At 66.2% G+C, this 13,960-nt stretch carries 10 protein-coding genes and 1 tRNA gene; 8 read left to right on the plus strand and 3 right to left on the minus strand.

All coding sequences use genetic code 11. The annotated features are described in order from the left end of the window. The first annotated feature begins 392 nt into the window (after window positions 1-392). The 6 genes from M1P90_RS18585 (at window position 393) to M1P90_RS18610 (ending at window position 4,731) form a co-directional block, all read left to right on the plus strand. A complete protein-coding gene (locus M1P90_RS18585; protein ID WP_483696783.1) occupies window positions 393-974 on the plus strand; it encodes a hypothetical protein in 582 nt (193 codons plus the stop codon). Window positions 975-1,191: 217 nt separating this feature from the next. Next, the gene (locus M1P90_RS18590) at window positions 1,192-1,557 is read left to right on the plus strand and encodes a c-type cytochrome (RefSeq protein ID WP_483696784.1); all 366 of its coding nucleotides are present in this window, start codon (window positions 1,192-1,194) and stop codon (window positions 1,555-1,557) included. A gap of 54 nt (window positions 1,558-1,611) precedes the next feature. Beyond that, window positions 1,612-2,175, plus strand: coding sequence for an RNA polymerase sigma factor (locus M1P90_RS18595; protein ID WP_483696785.1), 564 nt, complete (start codon window positions 1,612-1,614; stop codon window positions 2,173-2,175). Then, window positions 2,165-3,400, plus strand: coding sequence for a zf-HC2 domain-containing protein (locus M1P90_RS18600; RefSeq protein WP_483696786.1), 1,236 nt, complete (start codon window positions 2,165-2,167; stop codon window positions 3,398-3,400). Before M1P90_RS18595 ends, M1P90_RS18600 begins: the two co-directional genes overlap by 11 nt. 252 nt (window positions 3,401-3,652) lie before the next feature. Next, window positions 3,653-4,204, plus strand: coding sequence for an HD domain-containing protein (locus M1P90_RS18605; RefSeq protein WP_483696787.1), 552 nt, complete (start codon window positions 3,653-3,655; stop codon window positions 4,202-4,204). Window positions 4,205-4,655: 451 nt separating this feature from the next. Beyond that, window positions 4,656-4,731 (plus strand) — tRNA-Ala (locus M1P90_RS18610). Window positions 4,732-4,825: 94 nt separating this feature from the next. Here the strand turns inward: M1P90_RS18610 and M1P90_RS18615 are convergent. Further along, window positions 4,826-6,490, minus strand: a complete 1,665-nt coding sequence (locus tag M1P90_RS18615) for a DNA repair helicase XPB (RefSeq protein WP_483696788.1) — start codon at window positions 6,488-6,490, stop codon at window positions 4,826-4,828. A gap of 169 nt (window positions 6,491-6,659) precedes the next feature. On the opposite strand from M1P90_RS18615, the gene M1P90_RS18620 reads away from it, so the two are divergent. Continuing rightward, a complete protein-coding gene (locus tag M1P90_RS18620; RefSeq protein ID WP_483696789.1) occupies window positions 6,660-8,123 on the plus strand; it encodes a glycoside hydrolase family 32 protein in 1,464 nt (487 codons plus the stop codon). Window positions 8,124-8,141: 18 nt separating this feature from the next. Here M1P90_RS18620 and M1P90_RS18625 read toward each other — a convergent pair whose 3' ends face one another. Continuing rightward, the gene (locus M1P90_RS18625; protein ID WP_483696790.1) at window positions 8,142-9,899 is read right to left on the minus strand and encodes a hypothetical protein; all 1,758 of its coding nucleotides are present in this window, start codon (window positions 9,897-9,899) and stop codon (window positions 8,142-8,144) included. 201 nt (window positions 9,900-10,100) lie between these two features. On the opposite strand from M1P90_RS18625, the gene M1P90_RS18630 reads away from it, so the two are divergent. Continuing rightward, window positions 10,101-11,450 (plus strand): phosphomannomutase/phosphoglucomutase, encoded by a 1,350-nt coding sequence (locus M1P90_RS18630; protein ID WP_483696791.1) that lies wholly within the window; start codon window positions 10,101-10,103, stop codon window positions 11,448-11,450. 146 nt (window positions 11,451-11,596) lie between these two features. Here the strand turns inward: M1P90_RS18630 and M1P90_RS18635 are convergent, their stop codons facing one another. Beyond that, window positions 11,597-13,735, minus strand: a complete 2,139-nt coding sequence (locus tag M1P90_RS18635) for a hypothetical protein (protein ID WP_483696792.1) — start codon at window positions 13,733-13,735, stop codon at window positions 11,597-11,599. Window positions 13,736-13,960 lie beyond the last annotated feature (225 nt).

The following is a 13,960-nucleotide window of genomic DNA, read 5'->3' on the forward strand; positions in this document are numbered from 1 at the left end:
CACCGTGTGGTACCGCGTTGCACTGCGTCGCGCCCGGGTCTATGCGTTTGCTCCATGCTGGCGGGCAATTATAGGCAGGCGCACCGAATTGTCAAGAAATGTTAATCTTCCCGCCGCACCAAGCGCCCGCATTTCCGCCGCATTGCTGCGTTTCGGCTAGCGTTTTATCCCGTTCCAATGCCATATTCGCAAACACGCCATTTACTACAAATAATAGCAATACGTATATCTATGCCAACACACAAACATGGTGTTCGACAGCGCGTGAGGAACTGCCCGGACCGTGCGTCATGAATAACAAGCGCGTGAGAATCACAGGAAAGCTGGCCAGCTATTCGAACACGCGGCATGCAAGCGTTGCACGCCGATGCACACACAATAGGAGAACCACAATGGGCAAACGCACATGGGCATGTCTCGCTGTCACCCTGCTCGCACTCCTCGCGGGCGCGGCGCCGGCATTCGCGGGCGGCTGGGCAATCATCTCGCTCGACGCGCTGCCAGCCGATGTTCGCGCCGGCCAAACGCAGCAGATCGGCTTCACCGTGCGCCAGCATGGCATCACCCCCACCAGCCGCGATCTCGACGGGAACACGCTCGTGCCGGTGCTCACCATCACGCCGCTCGACGCGGCGGCCGGCAAGGCGCAAGAGTTCACCGCCCGCCCCGAAGGCAGCACCGGGCACTTCATCGCCGACGTGACCTTCCCCGCCGCCGGCCGCTGGGCCTGGTCGATCCAACTGCCCACCTACATGGTGCAGACCAACGGCACCAGCAGCAAGGGCGCGGAGTTCGAGCCGCTGACGGTTCTGTCGCCCACGCCAGCCGCTGCGCCAGCGCCCGCGCCAGGCATGCTCCCCGCTGCGCTGCGCTGGGGTGGCGTCGCTCTGCTGCTGGCCGCGCTCGGCGCGCTGCTGCTTGGCCGGCGCGCCCGCCCCGTCGCCACTCGCGGGAGCGAGCGGGTGGCGGGATGAGCGAGTTTGCAGGTTGCACGTTTTGAATGTTGAATGTTGACTTTCGATCAACATGCAAACCTTCTAACCTGCAAACCTCTGCGCTCTTTGCGCCCTTTGCGGTTCACATTTTCGTCGTCGGTCGTCGTTTGCGCGTATGCGATACGCTGGTACTTCACCGTGTTCGGGCGTATCGCATACGCCCGCGCCGTCGTCCTAATCGCAAAGGCCACCCACTATGTACCGAATCAGCGCCATCCTCGCCACAGCCGGCCTGCTCTTGCTGGCAGGCTCGGCATTCGCCGCGCCACCCGCAACCGTTCCACCACCTGCCGCTACGCCGGCCGTCGATCTGGTTGCGCAGGGGCGCGCGCTCTTTGTCGCTAAAGGCTGCGTTTCGTGCCACAGCCACGCCGCCCTGCCCGGCTCGGGGCCATTCCGCGGCGACGACGTTCCCGACCTCAGCACGCCCCGCAGCGACGCCGATTTCCTGCGGGGCTGGCTTGCCAACCCGGCGGCGATGAAGCCCGGCACGTACATGCCCAAGCTGGGCCTGAGCGACGCCGAGATCGACGCGCTGATCGCATTTCTGGGCCACGGCTAGCCGTGCGTGCTATGATACCGAGCTGCCGGAACCGCCCCACAGGAGCTGCCCACCGTGAGCGAAGCCAGCGCGAGCCGGGACGAGCGCAGCGCGGATGCCGCCCTGGTGGCGCGCATCCGCGTTGGCGACGCCGACGCCTTCGAGCTGCTGGTTGCGCGCTTTCAGGCGCCGCTGTTTCGCTACCTGCACGGCCTGGTCGGCAGCCACGAGCAGGCGCAGGATCTGCTGCAAGAAACATTTCTGCGCGCCTACCGGGCGCTCGCCAGCCTCGACGACCCGGCCCTGCTGCGCGGCTGGCTGTACCGCATTGCGCACAATCAGGCCGTGTCGGCGCTGCGACGGCGCCGCCTGATCAGCTGGCTGCCACTGAGCCTGGGCCAGCCGCTGGCCGCGCCCGAGCGCAGCAGCATCGAAGCGCTGCATGTGAACGATGCGCTGGCGCGTGTGCCAGTACATCAGCGTGAGCCGCTGCTTCTGCACCTGGTTGGCGGCTTTTCCTACACCGAAATCGCCACCCTGCTCGGCCAAAGCGAGGGCACCGTGCGCATGCGTATCAGCCGGGCGCGGGCGGCCTTTCGCGCAGCCTACGGCGGCGAGGAGAACGACAATGCATCCTGACACTGCGCGCCTGGCCGCCTATCTCGACGGCGCGCTGCCCAGTGCTGAGCTGGCCGACGTGCGCGCCCACCTGCTGACATGCGCCGCCTGCACCGCGCAGCTTGCGCGCCTCCGCGCCGACGCGCAACGCATCGAGCGCGCTCTCGCCGGCCCCACGCCCGACGTTCGCGCCGCTGTGCGCGCGCGCCTGCGCGCAAACCCGGCGCGCTGGTTCGCGCCAGCATTAGGCATTGTGGCGGGGCTGGCGGCGCTGCTGGTGTTTGCTTTGCTGCTTAGCGCGGGCGAATTCCGCACGGCGGCCAGCCCGCCCGCCCGCCTGTTCATCACCGAGCGCAGCCGCGCGCAGGTGCTGGCGCTCGATCCCGCCACTGGCGCGCAGCTTGCCGTCGGCCCACTTGGCGAAACGCCCGCCGCAATTGTGTACGACCCAACGCGCGCGCAGCTGTATGTCGCCCTGCCGCACGCCATCGCCGCGCTCGACCCGGCCACGCTGGCGGTGCGCTGGCGCTGGCAAGCTCCGCAGGAGATTTCCGCAAATGCGAACATTGCGCTCCAAGCGGCGGGCGGGCGGCTGTACCTGCCGCAGCCCGATGGCGTGCTCGCGCTCGATGTGGGCGGCGACGCGCCCGCCGTTGCGCATGTATTCACGCTAGGCGCAGCCCCGCAGGCGCTTGCGCTCACGCCCGACGGCGCAACACTGCTGGCGCTTGCGCCGACCGAGGCGCGTCTGTGGAGCATCGGCACAGGCGAAGGAACCGCCAGCTCGCAGCAGCTCGCCCAGCCCGACGCCACGCGCAGCGGCTGGCTCGCACTCAGCCCCGACGGCGCAACATGCTACGTGCTGCTGACGCGCGCCAGCCCCTCAACCACCCCGATGGTCTGGCAGATCAACCGGCGCGACGGCGCGAGCACCACGCTGGCGCTGGGCAGCGCGCCCGCGCCGTGGGATTTCGCGCCGCTGGCAGGCGGGCTGCTGGCCGTGCCACGTGGCAATGGCACGCGTGGCGGCATCGAGCTACTGTCTACCGCGCCGCTCAGCAGCGCCGCCCAGCTCGACGCGAACTACGACCAGCACCACATCGTTGTGGGGGCAAACGGCGCGCTGTTCGGCCTGAACTTCTCGCACGGCACTGTCACCCGCTACGACGTGGCGGCGCGGCGCGTGCTGTGGCGCACGCCCGCCGATACCGGCATGTCGCCCTGGGATGGCGTGCTCGTGCCATAAAGTATATGTTGACCAGCCGCGCCCTTCGATACAGCCTTGCGGCTTACTCAGGACGCGGCGCCGAAGAAGTTATTTTTAGAACAAGCAAACTATGCAGATGAGCGACCTCATATCTGTGTCATCTGCTTCATCTGTGGATTGATCGCGTTCTCATTCCAACGTTGAGATGACCCTGTTCTGCTACAATCGCTCGTTGACATGCGGCGCGCGGGCGTGCCATAATGCGCTTCTTTACGCGAAAGGAAGCGCGCCATGGCCGAAGCAAGCGACCTGCTCACACTCTACACCCGCCTTGCAACGCTCAAGCTGCTGCCGCGCGCCGGATGGCTGCAACGCGGCGTCGCCCAGCCCGAAAGCGTGGCCGAGCACACTTTTGGCGTGGCGGCGCTGGCGCTGCTGGTGGGCGACATGCTGCCCGACCTGGATCGCGGGCGGCTGCTGGCGCTGGCGCTCGTGCACGACATGGCCGAGGCGCTGCTGGGTGATCTGCCCGCTTCGGCGCGGCGCCTCCTGGGCGCAGATGTGAAACATGCCGCCGAGCGGCGCGCAGCCGATGAGCTGTTCGGGGCGCTGCCGCAGGGCGCGAATTACCTGGCGCTGTGGGAAGAATATGCCAGCGCCGCCACACCCGAGGCGCGGCTTGTCAAAGGGCTCGACCGCATTGAGATGCTGGCGCAGGCGCTGGCCTACGAGCGCGCTGGCAGCCGCGCCCTGGCCGAGTTCTGGGAAGGCGCAGAGCGGGGCTGGGGCGAAGAATTCCCGATACTGGCGCAGCTTGCCGCAATGCTGCTGGAACGGCGCTAAACGCGCCAAACAGAAAGACGCCCCGGCGTGATGCCGGGGCGTCTTTCTGTTTGGCGTACCAACCGTGCAACTTCACAGAGCAACGTGCTGGTAGTATGTGGTTCCCCACTGCTCGGCGAAAGTGTGGCGACGTGTGCAAAAACGCGAGTGTGATGTGTGCGAAAGCGTAGTGCAGCGATGTCGAGTACGACGCAAGTGCGATGTCGGGTTGAATTTTTCGCGAGCAAGATTGCGTTGATACGCCAGCCTGTGGTTCGGGTGTTCAAAATGGAATTCACATTGCCGCCCCACGTGCATACTCTAGCACGCGTGGGCAGCAACGGCAATCCGCCATTGGTCATCCCTGGCGCAACCCACAGTACTAGCCGCACCCCTGCCGCAAAGTACTACCGCGCCCGCGCTTGCGCCCCCCCGCGACTTCGGCTATACTACGGGCGTGGCGCAAGCCAATGGGGCGGTAGCTCAGTTGGGAGAGCATCTGCTTTGCAAGCAGAGGGTCCGGGGTTCGAGTCCCCGTCGCTCCACCAGTCTCTGACGCGGTTTTCCGAAATGGAAGCCGCGTCTTTTTCGTTGGCCGGGAGAGGTTACGGCGTTAGAACGGAATGCGCCCTATCCGAAAGCCTACTCGCCCGCCATTAGCTCCTCGGCGTCGAGGATGGAGTAGGCGTAGCCCTGCTCGGCCAGGAAGAGCTGGCGATTGTGGGCAAACTCCAGCTCCTGCGTGTCGCGGGTGACGAGGGTGTAGAAGTGCGCCGCGCCGCCGGCCTTGGGGCGCAGCACGCGGCCCAGGCGCTGGGCTTCTTCCTGGCGCGAGCCAAACGCGCCCGACACCTGAATGAGCAGCTCGGCGTCGGGCAGGTCGAGCGCGAAGTTGCCGACTTTGGAGATCACCAGCGCGGGGGCTTCGCCGCGCCGGAACCGATCGAACCAGCGCTCGCGCTCGCGCTGTGGCATTTTCCCACTGATCAGCGGCGCGGCCAGATTGTCGGCAATATATTCGAGCTGGGCCAGATACTGCCCGATGATCAGCGTGGGCGCGCCCGGGTGCCGCGCCATGATGGCGCGCAGCAGCGGCAGCTTGCGCGGGTTCTCGGCGGCGATGCGATACATGTCGCGTGGCTCGGCGCGGGCAAAGCGTTCGCGCTCGGCGGGCGGCAGGCCCACCCGTACCTCGGCGCAGGTGGCTGCGGCGATCCAGCCGCGCGCCTCAAGCTCGCGCCAGGGCGCTTCGTACTTCTTTGGGCCAATCAGCGAAAATACGTCGGCCTCGCGGCCGTCTTCGCGCACCAGCGTGGCGGTGAGGCCAAGCCGGCGGCGGGCCTGGATGGCGGCGGTGGCGCGGAACACCGGCGCGGGCAGGGCGTGCACTTCGTCGTAGATGATCAGGCCCCACGCGCGCGCGTCGAACAGGCGCAGGTGCGGCAGCTCGCCCGCCGCGTCGCGGTAGGTCAGCATCTGGTAGGTGGAAAGCGTGACTGGCGCGATGCCCTTTGCGCCGCCGGTATACTCGGCCACCTGCTCGGGCCGCGCCCCTGTGCGCGCCAGGATTTCGCGCCGCCACTGGTTTACCGAGGTGCGGTTGGTGGTGAGCACCAGCGTCGATTGGCCGACCAGCGCCATGGCTGCCAGACCAACCACGGTTTTCCCCGCGCCGGGCGGCAGCACCACCACGCCCGAGCCGCCGCGCGCCGCGCCCCCGGCGTAGAAGGCCTCGGCGGCGGCGCGCTGGTAGTCGCGCAATTGCACACGATCTTCGCGCAAAGCCAGCGCAAAGGCCTCGCCCTCGACATAGCCCGCCACATCATCGACCGGCCAGCCGGCCGCGAGCAGGGCTTGCTTGAGCAGGCCGCGATGCGCGTCGGGCACGGCATAGCCGGCGGGCGCGGCCTCGCCCACGAGCGCGGCAATATCGGGGCGGGCCGCCAGCTCGGCCAGCAGCGCGCCATCGCCGGTGAGAACGAGCGCGCCAGCGGCACCGGCCAGGCGCAAGCGACCCCAGCGCCCAGCCAGATCGCGCAGCCGGGTTTCGGCCTCGGGCGGCACGGGGTAGCGCGCCAGCGCGTGCATCGCAGCAAGGAGCGATTCCACATCCAGCCCGGCGGCAATCGCGCTCCACAGCGAGAAGGGCGTGACGCGGTAGGTATGCAGGTAGGCGGGGCTTTTCGCCAATTCAGCGAAGGGCGCAACAGCGGCGCGCGCCTCGGCGTAGCGCGGGTGCTGGGTTTCAAGCAGCAGCGTGCCGTCGGCCTGGGCGATCAGGGGCTGCGCTGGGTCGTAGCTGGTCATGCGCATATTGTAGCGCGAATTTACGATTGACGAACGAGGCAGGCGTATGCGATACGCCCCGTCCACCCTTTCGCCCTGTTCACCCTTTCGCCCCGTCCACCCTTTCACGTCCCTTTCGCTGCGTCGTTTATAATCGCGCGAAACGCAGATGCCGCGAAAGAGGAAACGAATGACTGAACAGTTCCGCCCGGCCTATCACTTCACGCCGCCGCGCATGTGGATGAACGACCCGAACGGCTTGGTGTATGCCAATGGGCAGTATCACATGTTCTACCAGCACCACCCGCATTCAACCGTGTGGGGGCCGATGCACTGGGGCCACGCCACCAGCCGCGACCTTGTGAACTGGCAGCATCGGCCCATCGCGCTCGCGCCCGACGAGCACGGCACCATGTTCTCGGGCAGCGCCGTGGTCGATTGGCAGAACACCGCCGGCTTTGGCGCGGGCGCGCTGGTGGCGATCTTCACGCACGATAACGATGCAGGCGAGTACCAGAGCCTGGCCTACAGCACCGACGATGGCGCAACATGGCAGAAATACGCCGGTAACCCGGTGCTGCGCCCGGCTGGCGCGTGGCGCGACTTCCGCGATCCCAAGGTCTTCTGGTTTGCGGAAGGCGGCGCTGGCCACTGGGCTATGGTGCTTGCTGTCGGGGCGGGCCTGCGTTTCTACACCTCGCCCAACCTGATCGACTGGACGGCGGGCGGCAGCATTGGCTACACCGAAGGCGAGAACATCACCTGGGAAACGCCCGACCTGTTTCGCCTGCACGCCAACGACGGCACGGCGCGCTGGGTGCTGACGGCTGGCATGTCGCGTGGCGGGCCGGGCGGCGGCTCGGGTACGCGCTACTTTGTGGGCGAATTCGACGGGCGCGCGTTTCATGCCGAAACGCCGGCCGAGCCACCGCTGTGGGCCGATTTCGGTGGCGATTTCTATGCCGCGCAGTCGTGGAGCGACGAGCCGCAGGGTCGGCGCATCTGGGTGGGCTGGATGAGCAACCTGGCCTACTCGGGCGCAACGCCCACCGACGATGAAGGCTGGCGCAGTGTCTACTCGGTTCCGCGCGTGCTTGCGCTGGCACACACGCCCGCGGGCTTGCGCCTGCGCCAGCAACCCATTCCCGAGCTGGAGTCGCTGCGTGGCCCGGCGCAATCGTGGCGCGATGTGCGGGTGGAACCGGGCGCGAACCTGCTGGCGGGCATGGGCGGCACGGCGCTGGAAATTGTGGCCGAGTTCGAGCTGAACGCAGACAGTGAGCGTTGCGGCGTGCGCGTGCTGGCCGGCGCGGGCGAATACACCGAGATCGGCTACGACGTGCAGGCGGGCGAGCTGTACCTTGATCGCACGCGCTCGGGGCAGGCCGATTTCCACGCGATCTTCGCCGCCCGCCATGCCGCGCCACTCGCGCTTGAAGGCGGCGTGCTGCGGCTGCGCATCCTGGTCGATCATTGCTCGGTGGAGGCGTTTGGCGCGGATGGGGTGGCGGTATTCAGCGAGCAGGTCTTCCCCGCGCCGGGCAGCGACGGGCTGGAACTGTTTGCGGAAGGCGCGCCCGTGCAACTACGCGCGCTCGATCTTTACCCACTTGGCGCGGCGCAGTTTCTGCCGGTAGCCGGTGGCAGCGGGTAGCGGGCGAGAGGTTTGAAGTTACTCGCCCAGCAGCGCGGCGATCCGGGCCAGCGCGCCGGCTGCATCTGGCCCAACCTGGGGATGCGGGCCCTGGAGCGCATCGAGCGCCGGGGCGGCCAGCGCGTCGAGCGTAGCACGCGCCTGCGCATAATCGTCGATACTGGCGAGCGCAGGCACTTCGGGCGGGGCAGGCAGCACCTCGAGGCCAAGCGCGAGCCCGTGCCGGCATGCCAGCTCGGCGGCGCTGTGCAGCGCCGAGGCGCGCGCCCGCAGCATAGCTGCAAGGTAGAAAGCAATCCGGGCGGGCAGGGTGGCGCTGGCCGAGCCAACCAGGTAGCAATCGGTCTGGCCAAGCGTATCTTCCGCGACATAGGGCAGCGCAAGGTGCTTGCCTTCGATCAGAAGCGGGGCGGGCACAAGCGCGCCGCCAAGCAGCAGGCGAAATGCGAGAAGCTCGCTCCACGGCGAGCGGGCACGCACCTGGAAGCGGCTGTTCTGGGGCGCAAAGGCCAGCAGCGTGCCTTCGCAATCGACAATGCCAGCCGAGCCGTGGCTGAAGACCACGCTGGAGTACATGCCGCGCACCAGCCAGCCGCCCTCGGCGCCATCGCCCTCCACCGCCGCGCCAAGCACATCGTCGTCGCGCATCATCAGCACGCCGCCGCGCCCGGCGCCCAGCGCCACATGGGCATGGAGCACCGCGCCATCGGCGGCGCGGTAGGCGAGCGTGCCGTTGTATGCGTGCGGCTGGCGGTTCTCGACGAACAGGTAGGCATTGGCCACGCCATACAGCACGCGCAAAGCCACGCCCGGCGCGTCGGCCCAGGCGTAGCGCGCGCGCCCGCCGCGCAGTTCCAGCGCCTCGTAGAGCTGTTCCACCGCCAGCGGCCAGGGCAGGTGCGCGCCGCTGCCAGCGGCGGCACCGGGCGGGCCGGCGAGCATGGCATTGCCATTCGGCGCGAGCAACTGCTGGGCAGCCAGGCGCCCGGCCAGCGCGGCGGGCGCAAGCACCAGCGCGTAGCTGGCGAGCTGCTGTGGCGTGGCGGCCGCAATATCGAATGCGTGAAAGGCGGCCCCATCGGTGGCGAGCTGCGCGAACAGGCTGCCCAGCGTGGGATCGTTTTCGGGTGGGCCATCGGCAAGCAGCGCAAGATCGGCTGGCGGCGTGGCGGTGGCGAAATCGGGGGTGGCGAGCAGGGCGCGGATGCTGCGCGCGCGCCAGAACTCGGCGCGGGCGCTGCCGTCGGCGCGCAGTAGCGGCGGGCCGGCAGGGGTGGGCCGCGCCGACAAGTGCGGAAACACTGCCGACAGGAGCACGGGCGGGAAATCAGGGCCGGCGGCGGCAGTGCCAAGCGGGTGCGGCCAGCCGCCAGCGCGCAGCCACTCGGCAGCGAGGGCGGGCACATGCAAGGCAGCAAGCGACCCGTGTGGGGCGTAGCATGGCGCGAGGGCCGTGGCAAGCGCGGCAGCCCACTGTGCAGGCAGGCGTTCGGCGCCGGGGCTGGCTGGCAGCTCAAGCGCAAGCACCAGCGCCAGATCGAGCCGGCCACATTCTTCCACAAAACCCAGCAGATCGCGCTCGGGCAGCGTCGCGCCCGCAAGATCAAGATCGCCACCCGCCGCAGTGTGATGCGCAAGCGAGAATGGCGCAATAATGGTGGTAGCGCCAAGCTGGCGCGCCCGCAGCAGCACCACACCCCACACAGCCCGCGGGAATGCGCGGTAGTGGACAGTGGCGGCCTCCAGCGCGCCGGCAGACTGTTGGGCTGAAGCCATGGCTTGCTTTCACGCGGGAGCGAGGGAACGAACGATGCAATGGAACGACTATACCATAAAAACGTTGAAAGAACGTTATCCGGATGTCACAGCCAGATGACAGTTTCTGCATCCCAGGGCCGCCGCTTGCGAGTATAATGGGAAGGAGAAGACGCGCCTTCGCCGGCCATTCGGCTGGCGCATAATACAATGGAGGGGCCAATGAAGGTAAACCCTGGAATTTTCAAAGCATACGACATTCGCGGCATCTACCCAACCGACCTGAACGAAGAGGCGGCTTACGCAATTGGGCGGGCGTTTGTGTCGTTTTTGAAGGTGGACAAAGTGCTGGTGGGGCGCGACATGCGCACCTCAGGCCCGCAGATCTTCGAGGCCGTGACACGCGGCATTATGGATCAGGGCGCCGACGTCGTGAATATTGGCATGGTCAGCACCGACCAGTATTATTTCGCCTGCGCGCAAACCAGGCTGCCCGGCATGATGGTGACGGCCTCGCACAACCCCAAGGCCTACAACGGCTTCAAGATGGTGCGGCAGATGCCCTACCTGCTCAGCGGCGACGAGGGCATTCAGGATCTGCGGCGGATTGTCGAGAACGACGACTTTGCCCCGGCCAGCGGCAAAGGCAGCATGAGCGAGCTCGATCTGTCGGAGAAGTTTATTGAGGCGGTGCTGGGCCTGATCGACATCGAGGCATTGCGCGCGCACCCGATGAAAGTGGTGGCCGACACCGGCAACGGCATGGTTGGCCCGATCCTCCAGCGCGTGTACGCACGCCTGCCGGTGGAACTGACTGGCCTGTACCTCGACCCGGATGGCACGCTGCCGAACCACGGCCTCGACCCGCTGCAGCCCGAGAACCGCGCCGAGCTGGAGCAGCGCGTGCTGAGCGAGGGCGCGGCGGCTGGCTTCGCCTTCGACGGCGACGGCGACCGCTTCTTCACGATCGACGACCGCGGCGAGTTTGTGGCCGGCGACTACATGACCGCGCTGCTGGGGCGCTACCTGCTGGCGAAAAAACCCGGCAGCAAGATCGTCTACGACGTGCGCGCTTCGTGGGCCGTGCCCGACCTGATCACCGACGCGGGCGGCACGCCGCTGATCGAGCGCGTGGGCCACGCCTTTATCAAGCGGCGCATGGCAGCGGAAAGTGTGCTGTTTGGCGGCGAGGTTTCCGGCCACTACTACTTCCAGGATTTCAACTACGCCGACTCGGGCCTGATCCCGTCGCTGCTGATCATGGAAATGATCGCCAAAACTGGCACCAAGATGTCCGACCTGCTGGCCCCGCTGGAGGCGAAGTACTTCATCTCGGGCGAGATCAACTCGCAGGTGGCCGACTCGAAGGCCAAGATGGCCGAGATCGCCGAGCGCTACAGCGACGGCACGATCGAGCGGCTGGATGGCATTTCGGTGAGCTACGACACCTGGCACTTCAACGTGCGCGGCTCGAACACCGAGCCGCTGCTGCGCCTGAACCTCGAGTCGGTGGCGAGCCGCGAGGAGATGGAGCAGAAGCGCGACGAGGTGCTGGCGCTGATTCGCGGCTAGGGTTGGTTCAACTTGGTGGGGTGCAGGGGCGGCTTCGCCGCCCCTGCAAAAAATCCTTTCTGGGTTTGTCAGTGCCGTGGCACTGACAAACCCAGAAAGGATTTTTCTTTGGAGGGCTCCCGCCGGGCAGGCGAGCGCGAGCCGCGCTAGCGTGCGAACGGCGCGTAGACCTTGTAGTCGGTCGGCAGCTCGTGCGTGACGCTGGGCGCGGGGTTGTAGTTCAGGTCGCCCGGCTGCTCGGCAGTGACATAGCACTTCTGCGGGCCAGTCAGCGTCAGCAGGTTGTCGTCGGTGATTGTGCATGCGCCCGATGTGCTGAAGATGATCGCCAGACCCGACGTTGCGCTGCCGTTGATGCGGAACGGCGGATCGCCGTAGCGATTGTCGGGCGGCAGATTGAACGAAATATTCTGGAAGGCCTTCAGAATCGTGAAGCTCTGCGTCACTGGCGTGGCCGCGTCGAAATCGGCATTGCCAACCTGGCTGGCCGTAACCGAGCAGGTGCCCGCGCCGACAGTGGTGATCACCGCGCCGCTGACGGCACAGGCATCGTTCGGGTTGGTGTCGCTGTAGCTCACGGCCAGCCCCGACGAAGAGGTGGCGCTGATGGTGAACGGCGCGTCGAGGTAGCGCTTGCCCACGGGGGCCGGCGCAAAGGTGATCGCCTGGCTGGCCTTGCTGATGTTGAATGCCGCGCTTTCGATGGCCTGGAAGCCGGCGCTGCTGGCGGTGAGCTGGTAGGCTGTGCCGGCCTTGTTGACTGCCAGGCCGCTGAAGCTCGCCACGCCCGCGACAGCATTCACGGTGGCGGTGCCGGTGAGCGCCGCGCCCGAGGTGCCAGTGCCGCTCTTGATCGCCAGCGTCACCGGGCCATTAAAGGTCGTGTCGGTCTGGCCCTTGTTGTTCAGCACCGTCACGACCGGCTGCATGGCCAGCGGCTTGTTGATCTCGGCGCCGTCGGGCTGGCCGTTGAAGATCAGGCGTGGCGTTGGCGTGCCCAGGTCGAGCACGTTGTGCAGGTACACGCGCTTGCTTTCATCGCTCGCCATCACCACCAGGTCGCTCACCGCATCGACGGTTTGCTTGGTGCCGGTGACGTTGTTGATGCAGGTGTAGGTGCTGCTGCTGATGAACGGCGTACCCTTGCCGGTTGGGAAGCTCAGGTTGTCCATGCTGGTCGATTTCATGTAGATCACGCCGCAGCTTGTGGGGGCGGTGGCGAACATATACACTTTGCGATTGGTCGTGTCGAGCAGCACCAGCGGGCGGGTGTGCTGATCGGTGGTCGTGCCAAACGTTGCCCAGTCCCATGTGTTATTCGGTCGGCGCACCACCAGCCGCAGCAGGTCTTTGCCGCCGGTGCAGCTCCCACTATCACCAGTGGAGGTCTTGAGGGCAGCATAGAGCGAGCCGCTTGGATCGGCCTGAAGCGACTTGATATTGAGGTGGTCGTCGGCAAGGCAGGTGCCAGAGCCGGTGCCGCCATAAATGGATTCGATTGGTTGCCATGCGCCGGGGGCATCGGCGTCGCGGTGGAAGGCGAAATTCATCATGGCTGGCGCAGATGCGGATGTGTGGTTGCTCCAGATCACGCCGATGCTGGGGCCGGTCTGATCCTTATACGCGACGATTGAGGCAATATCGTCGGAGCCGATGGTGGTTGAGCCAGGCAGCTGGAATGGCGTGGCCCAGACAGTATCGGCGGTGGTGCTGTGATTGACGAACACCTTGCTCGACTGGGTATAGGCAATCCACAGGCGTCCGGTCGAGTCTTTATCCATCGCCAGCGTTTCCGAGCTGCCGGTCATAATCGTCGCCGGGAAGCCGGTGTCGAGCGTGTACGACTTGCTGGTGCTGTTGTAGGAATAGCGCGAGAGCTTGGCCTGGTTGCTGGCCGAGAAGCGCACCAGCGAGGAAATGTACAGGTGCCGGCCATCCCACAGTGCGTCGGCGCGTGAGGTGGCGCGGGTGTCGACGACGGTGCTGGTCGGCGTCCATTTATCTGGCCAGGTCAGCTTGTAAATCAGCCAGGTGTTGGCGGGTTTGGTCGGGTCGACATTCGTGTGGAACATCACTGCCCACCACGAGCCGTCGTTGAACCACAGCTTGCTCTGGGGCTTGTCGGCAGTCGGGTCGGTGCCGGGGGCGGTGCTGAAGGGGTCGTCAACAAAACCGACATTCGCGTTGGCGCCGCTAGCCGTGGGGATGGCGCCGGAAGTAGGAATAAAAACCGCGAGCAGAATACTTGCTACAAGCCCAAGGACTGCAATGTGATAGCGCCGCATAGCCCACACTCTCCATCTTCTTTAAAACTGAAAGCTTTGCTGCAGTTCATCTACGCATTCTCCGCACCAGCCCAAAAGCCGCTTTCGCCCGGGCACGCGCTGCTGTCATCGCAGTATTTTCTCTCGAAGGGCAACGAGAGGGTTATGGCAATACCTGGCTGGTGCAAACATTAGGGCCAAGTATACGGCACGCAAACATCAAGATGAAGTGACACTTTTGTTAAG

This window comes from Kouleothrix sp. 19917 (genome assembly GCF_057073505.1).

Coding starts and splice junctions, on each gene's coding strand:
- M1P90_RS18585 (WP_483696783.1), top strand. CDS start 393: ATGGGCAAACGCACATGGGCATGTCTCGCTGTCACCCTGCTCGCACTC.
- M1P90_RS18590 (WP_483696784.1), top strand. CDS start 1,192: ATGTACCGAATCAGCGCCATCCTCGCCACAGCCGGCCTGCTCTTGCTG.
- M1P90_RS18600 (WP_483696786.1), top strand. CDS start 2,165: ATGCATCCTGACACTGCGCGCCTGGCCGCCTATCTCGACGGCGCGCTG.
- M1P90_RS18605 (WP_483696787.1), top strand. CDS start 3,653: ATGGCCGAAGCAAGCGACCTGCTCACACTCTACACCCGCCTTGCAACG.
- M1P90_RS18615 (WP_483696788.1), bottom strand. CDS start 6,490: ATGACCAGCTACGACCCAGCGCAGCCCCTGATCGCCCAGGCCGACGGC.
- M1P90_RS18620 (WP_483696789.1), top strand. CDS start 6,660: ATGACTGAACAGTTCCGCCCGGCCTATCACTTCACGCCGCCGCGCATG.
- M1P90_RS18625 (WP_483696790.1), bottom strand. CDS start 9,899: ATGGCTTCAGCCCAACAGTCTGCCGGCGCGCTGGAGGCCGCCACTGTC.
- M1P90_RS18630 (WP_483696791.1), top strand. CDS start 10,101: ATGAAGGTAAACCCTGGAATTTTCAAAGCATACGACATTCGCGGCATC.
- M1P90_RS18635 (WP_483696792.1), bottom strand. CDS start 13,735: ATGCGGCGCTATCACATTGCAGTCCTTGGGCTTGTAGCAAGTATTCTG.